1 protein-coding gene is annotated in these 6,634 nt (G+C 75.1%); it reads right to left on the bottom strand.

Annotated features, from left to right (window positions below; translation table 11 throughout):
- A partial coding sequence (locus ACZ7C5_RS37715) for an SDR family NAD(P)-dependent oxidoreductase (RefSeq protein ID WP_470324434.1) occupies positions 1–6,634 on the bottom strand: 6,634 nt, incomplete at both ends.

Below are 6,634 nucleotides of genomic sequence, written 5' to 3'. Positions count from 1 at the left end.
TGCTCCGCCAGCGCGTCCAGGAAGGTGTTGGCGGCGGCGTAGTTGCCCTGACCGGCGCTGCCCATCACACCGGCGACGGAGGAGAACAGCACGAAGGCGCTGAGCTCCAGGTCGCGGGTCAGCTCGTGCAGGTTGAACGCGGCGTCCACCTTCGGGCGCAGCACCGCCTCCAGCCGCTCCGGGGTGAAGGAGCCGATCACGCCGTCGTCCAGGACACCGGCCGTGTGCACGACTGCTGCCAGCGGGCGGCGGCCGGCGATGGTGCCGAGCAGCTCCGTCAGGGCGTCGCGGTCGGCGGCGTCGCACGCGGCGACCTCCACCTCGGCGGCGCCCAACTCGACCAGCTCGTCCGCCAGTTCCCGCGCACCCTCGGCGGCCAGGCCGCGACGGCTGGTCAGGACCAGGTGTCGGACACCGTGCTCGGTGACCAGGTGACGGGCGACCAGCGAGCCGAGCGCGCCCGTACCGCCGGTGACCAGCACCGTGCCGGCCTCGTCCAGCTCGAACCCGCCCTCGATGACCGGCGTCCGGGTCAGGCGCGGCACCCGCACCGCGCCGTCGCGCACCACGGCCTCGGTCTCGTCCGAGCCGAGAACCGACCAGAGCAGCCCCGGGGTCACCGAAGCGTCGGCGTCCACCAGCACGAACCGGCCCGGGTTCTCCGACTGCGCCGTCCGCACCAGACCCCACACCGGGGCACCGGCCAGATCATCGCCCAGCGCGCCACGGGTGACGAACACCAGACGGGAACCGGCGAAACGCTCCTCCGCCAGCCAGCCCTGCACCAGCTCCAGCGCCTCCAGCGCCGACCGGTGAGCGGCACCCACCACGTCAACGCCCTCGGACGACACGACCGGCGCGAACACCACCTCCGGCACCGAACCGGCAGCGGCCAGCTCCGCCAGACCCGCGTACCCGGTGCCACCGGCGAAGACACCCTCCGCCGCACCCAGCACCGCCCACGAACCGGCACCGGCCGCCGGCAGCGCCAGCACCGACCAGTCCAGCCCGAACAGCGCCTCGTGCATCGCCTCACGGCCCGCCGACAGCTGGTCGGCCGTGATCCGGCGGAAGACCAGGGAGTCGGTCGAGGCGACCGGGCTGCCGGTGCCGTCGGCCATCACCAGGGAGACACCGTCCTGGCCGGACGGGGTCAGCCGGATGCGCAGCAGCGACGCGCCGGTGGCGTGCAGGGAGACGCCGTTCCAGGCGAACGGCAGACCCGTCCCCTCGCCGTCCGCGTCACGGGCGGTGCCCAGGGCGGCGGCGTGCAGCGCGGCGTCGAAGAGGGCCGGGTGAACACCGAAACCGTCGACCGACACGCCCTCGGGCAACTCGACCTCGGCGTACACGGCGTCATCGGCACGCCAGGCGGCGCGCAGGCCCCGGAACACCGGGCCGTAGACCAGACCGGTGGCAGCGAGGCCCTCGTACAGCTCGTCGACCTCGACCGGCTGGGCGCCCTTCGGCGGCCACACCGACAGGTCGAACGCCGGCTCGGCGGCACCGGCCGCCAGGAAGCCGGCCGCGTGCCGCGTCCACGGCTCCACGGTGTCCGCCTCGTCCGGGCGGGAGTAGACGGCCACGGGGCGGCGGCCCAGCGCGTCCGCCGCTTCGACGATCACCCGCAGCACCAGGGCGCCGCGCTCGGCGAGGACGAGCGGGGCCTGGAGCATCAGCTCCTCGACCTGGCCGCAGCCGACCTGGTCACCGGCGTGGATCGCCAGCTCCACCAGGCCGGTGCCCGGCAGCACGGCCGAGCCCATCACCAGGTGGTCGGCGATCCACGGGTGCGACTGGAGGGAGAGCCGGCCGGTGAGGACCAGCGTGTCCGACTCCGGCAGAGCGACCGCGGCGCTCAGCATCGGGTGGCCGATCGCCACCTGGCCCAGCACGGAGACGTCGCTCGCCGGTGCGCCCATCTCCAGCCAGAAGTGCTGGTGCTGGAAGGCGTAGGTCGGCAGGTCGATGCGGCGCGCGCCGCGACCGGCGAACACGCCGTCCCAGTCGAGCGCCGCGCCCCGGGCGTGCAGGCCGGTGACGGCCTGGGTGAAGGACAGCGCCTCCGGGCGGTCCCTGCGCAGGACGGGCGCGAAATGGCCCTCGGCAATCTCCTGCGCCAGAGCCGACAGGGTGCCGTCCGGACCCAGCTCCAGGAACGTGGTCACGCCCTGCTCCGCCAGGTAGGTGATGCCGTCGGCGAAACGGACCGCCCCGCGGACGTGGCGCACCCAGTACTCGGGGGACGTCAGCTCGGTCGCCGGCTCACCGGTCACGTTGGAGACCACCGCGAGCTTCGGCTCGGAGTAGGTCAACTTGGAGGCGACCGAACGGAATTCGGCCAGCATCGGCTCCATCCGCGGCGAGTGGAACGCGTGGCTCACTCGCAGCTGACGGCCCTTGCGCCCCTGCGCCTTCCAGTGCTCCAGCACCTCAAGCACAGCGGCCTCGTCACCCGAAACCACCACCGAGGAAGGCCCGTTGACCGCCGCCACGGCGATCTCGGCCTCCCGGCCGGCCAGCAGCGGCAGCACCTCCGCCTCGGTGACCTGGATCGCCGCCATCGCGCCACCGGCGGGCAGCGCCTGCATCAGCCGGCCACGCGCGGCCACCAGCTTCGCCGCATCCTCCAGCGACAGCACACCCGCGACATGCGCAGCAGCGATCTCACCCACGGAGTGGCCCACCAGGAAGTCGGGCTTCAGACCCCACGACTCCACCAGACGGAACAGCGCCACCTCGACGGCGAACAGCGCCGCCTGCGTGTAAGCCGTCTGGTCCAGCAGCTCGGACCCGTCGAAGACCAGGTCCTTCAGCGGCACGTCCAGGTGGGCGTCCAGGTGCGCGCCGACCTCGTCGAAGGCCGCAGCGAACACCGGGAAGGCGTCGTACAGCTCCCGGCCCATCCCGGCCCGCTGGCTGCCCTGCCCGGTGAACAGGAACGCGAGCTTGCCGCGGCTCACCGAGCCGCCGGGCACCTCACCGCTCGCCAGGCCTGCCAGCCCGGCCAGCAGCTCCTCCCGGCTCGTACCCGAGACGACCGCCCGGTACTCGAAGCGGGAGCGCGACAGCGCCAGCGAGTAGCCGACGTCCGTGAGCGGCAGCTCCGGGCGGGCCCCGACGAACGACGCCAGGTTCGCGGCCTGGTCGCGCAGCGCGGCCTCGGACTTGCCCGACACCACCCACGACACCGGAGCGGTGACGGTCGCCTCGACGGCCTCCGCCGGCTCCTCCGCCGGTGCCTGCTCGATGATGGTGTGCACGTTGGTGCCGCTGACGCCGAAGGAGGAGACCGCCGCGCGGCGCGGGCGGCCGAGCGCGGGCCACTCGCGGTTCTCGGTGAGCAGTTCGACCGCGCCCGCCGACCAGTCGACGTGCGGGGTCGGCTCGTCCACGTGCAGGGTCTGCGGGAGGACGCCCTCCCGCATCGCCATGACCATCTTGATCACACCGGCGACACCGGCCGCCGTCTGGGTGTGGCCGATGTTGGACTTGATCGAGCCGAGCCAGAGCGGCTCGGCGCCCTCGCGGCCCTGTCCGTAGGTGGCGATCAGCGCCTGGGCCTCGATCGGGTCGCCCAGGCGGGTGCCGGTGCCGTGCGCCTCGACCACGTCCACGTCGCCCGTGGTCAGCCCGGCACCGGCCAGGGCCTGGCGGATGACGCGCTGCTGCGAGGGACCGTTCGGGGCGGTCAGGCCGTTGGACGCGCCGTCCTGGTTGACGGCCGAACCACGCACCACCGCAAGGACCTTGTGGCCCCTGGCCTGCGCGTCCGACAGCCGCTCCAGCACCAGCAGGCCGGCGCCCTCGGACCAGCCGGTGCCGTCGGCCGCGCCCGCGAAGGCCTTGCAGCGGCCGTCGCCGGAGAGGCCGCGCTGGCGGCTGAACTCGACGAAGGCGCCAGGGGTGGCCATGACGGTGATGCCGCCCGCGAGGGCCATGTCGCACTCGCCCTGGCGCAGCGACTGCGCGGCGAGGTGCAGGGCGACCAGCGAGGAGGAGCAGGCCGTGTCGACGGTGACCGCCGGGCCCTCCAGGCCCAGGGTGTACGAGACTCGGCCGGAGATGACCGACGACTGGGTGCCGGTGAGGAAGTAGCCCTCGGTGCCCTCGGGGGCGTCGGCGTCGATGCCGTAGCCCTGCGAGCCGGCGCCGATGAAGACGCCGCCCTGGGTGCCGTGCAGCGACAGCGGGTCGATGCCCGCGCGCTCCAGCGCCTCCCACGCGGCCTCCAGCAGCAGGCGCTGCTGCGGGTCCATGGCCAGCGCCTCGCGCGGCGAGATCCCGAAGAAGCCGGCGTCGAAGCCGCCCGCGCCGTCGATGAACCCGCCCTCGTAGGCGTAGGTGGTACCGGTCGCCTCCGGGTCCGGGTCGTACAGGTCGTCGATGGGCCAGCCGCGGTCGGTCGGGAACGGCGTGATCGCGTCGCGGCCGTCCAGGACGAGCCGCCACAGCTCCTCGGGGGTGTCGACGCCGCCCGGGTAGCGGCAGCTCATGGCGACGATGGCGATGGGCTCGTCGGCGGTGAGCGCGGTGGCGACGGCGGGCAGCGCCGCGGCGGTGTCGGCGCCGACCAGCTCGGTGCGGATGTGGTCGGCGACGGCGGTGGCGGTCGGGTAGTCGAAGACCAGCGTGGTCGGCATCCTGAGCCCGGTGGCGCCGTTGAGGCGGTTGCGGATGTCGACGGCGGTGAGCGAGTCGAAGCCGAGTTCGCGGAACGCGGCGCCGGGCTCGATGGCGGAGGCCTCGGCGTGGCCGAGCGCGGCGGCGGCCTGGGCCCGCACGAGTTCCAGGACGACGGCGTGCTGCTCGGCCGTGCTCAGGCCGGCCAGCCGCTGCGCGAGGGCGTTGCCGCCGGTGGCGGCGGTCGGGGCCGGGGCCTCGGCGGCGTCCAGGACACGCCGGACCTCGGGCAGGCCGCCGATGAGCGGGCGCTGCCGGACGGCGGAGTAGGCGGGCGCGAAGCGCTCCCAGTCCATGTCGGCGACGGAGACGTTGGTCTCCTCGTGCTCGACGGCCTGGACGAGGGCGGAGACCGCGAGTTCGGGGCTCATCCGCTTGAGGCCGACGCGCAGCATCGCCTCCTCGTCGCCGTCGGTGCCCATGCCGCCGCCGCCCCAGAGTCCCCAGGCGATGGAGGTGGCGGTACGGCCCTTGGCCCGGCGCTGCTCGGCGAAGGCGTCCAGGAAGGAGTTGCCGGCCGCGTAGGCGCCCTGGTCCGCGCCGCCCCAGACGGCGGCGTTGGACGAGAAGAGCACGAAGGCGTCCAGGGGCCGGTCGCCCAGCAGGTCGTCCAGGTGGGTGGCGCCGGCGGCCTTGGCGGCGACGATCCGGGCGACCTCGCCCAGGTCGGTGGTCATCAGCGCGCCGGTGTCGCCGACGCCGGCGGCGTGGACGACCGCGGTGAGCGGCAGGGTGCCGGCCTCCGCGTCGATCCGCTCCAGGACGGCGGCCAGCGCCTCGCGGTCGCCCGCGTCGCACGCCGCGAAGGTGACCCTGGCGCCGGACTCGGCGAGTTCCGCGGCCAGTTCGCCCGCGCCGGGGGCGCGGTCGCCGCGCCGGCTGGTGAGCACCAGGTGCTCGGCGCCGTTGGCGGCCGCCCAGCGGGCGACGTGGCCGCCGAGGGCGCCGGTGCCACCGGTGATCAGGATCGTGCCGCGCGGCGTCCATGAGCCGCCCGCCTGGTCGGCGAGCGAGGAGCGGACCAGGCGGCGGCCGAACACGCCGGTCGCGCGGACCGCGAGCTCGTCCTCCCCGCCCTGGCCGGACAGCACGTCGGCGAGGCGGGTGACGGCACGGTCGTCGACGGTGCCGGGCAGGTCGACCAGGCCGCCCCAGCGGTTCGGGTGCTCCAGGCCGGCCACCCGGCCGAGGCCCCAGACCTGCGCCTGCGCGGGGTCGGCGGCGAGGTCGGAGCGGCCGACGGAGATGCCGCCGCGGGTGGCGAGCCAGAGCGGGGCCTCGACGGCCGCGTCGCCGAGTGCCTGGACGAGGGTGAGCGTCCCGGCGAGCCCGGCGGGCACGAAGGGGTGGGCGGCGTGCGGGGCGGCGTCGAAGCCGAGCAGCGACAGCACGCCGTTCGGCGGGGTGTCACCGGCCGCCGCGCGGATCCGCTCGGCGAGCGCGGCGCGGTCGGTGTCGGCGGCGTCCCACTCGACCCGCACGGCCACGCCGCCGCGGGCCGTCAGGGCACGCTCGGCGGCGGGCACCCAGGCGTCCCCGGCGGCCTCGCCGGCCGGGACGACCAGCAGCCAGGTGCCGGAGACGCCGGCGGTGGGGGCGGAGGAGAGCGGCTTCCAGGTGACGCGGTAGCGCCACGAGTCGACGGTGTTGCGCTGCCGGCTCTGCCGGCGCCAGGTCGACAGCACGGGCAGCGCGGCCTCCAGCCAGGCCGGCTCGGCGCCGTCGACGGCGAGCGCGGCGGCGAGGGCGGCGGTGTCCTCCCGCTCGACGGCCTCCCAGAAGCGCGTCTCCTCGGGAGCGGCACCGCTGACGGCGGCCGGCTCCTCGGGCGCGGCCGACTCCAGCCAGTAGCGCTGGTGCTGGAAGGCGTACGTCGGCAGGTCGACACGGCGTGCGCCGCGACCGGCGAAGACGCCGTCCCAGTCGAGCACCGCGCCCCGGGTGTGCAGGC

This window comes from Kitasatospora sp. NPDC036993, from assembly GCF_055607525.1.
The sequence above is the reverse complement of the archived record's forward strand: the minus strand, read 5'-3'. Positions and strand labels throughout refer to the sequence as shown.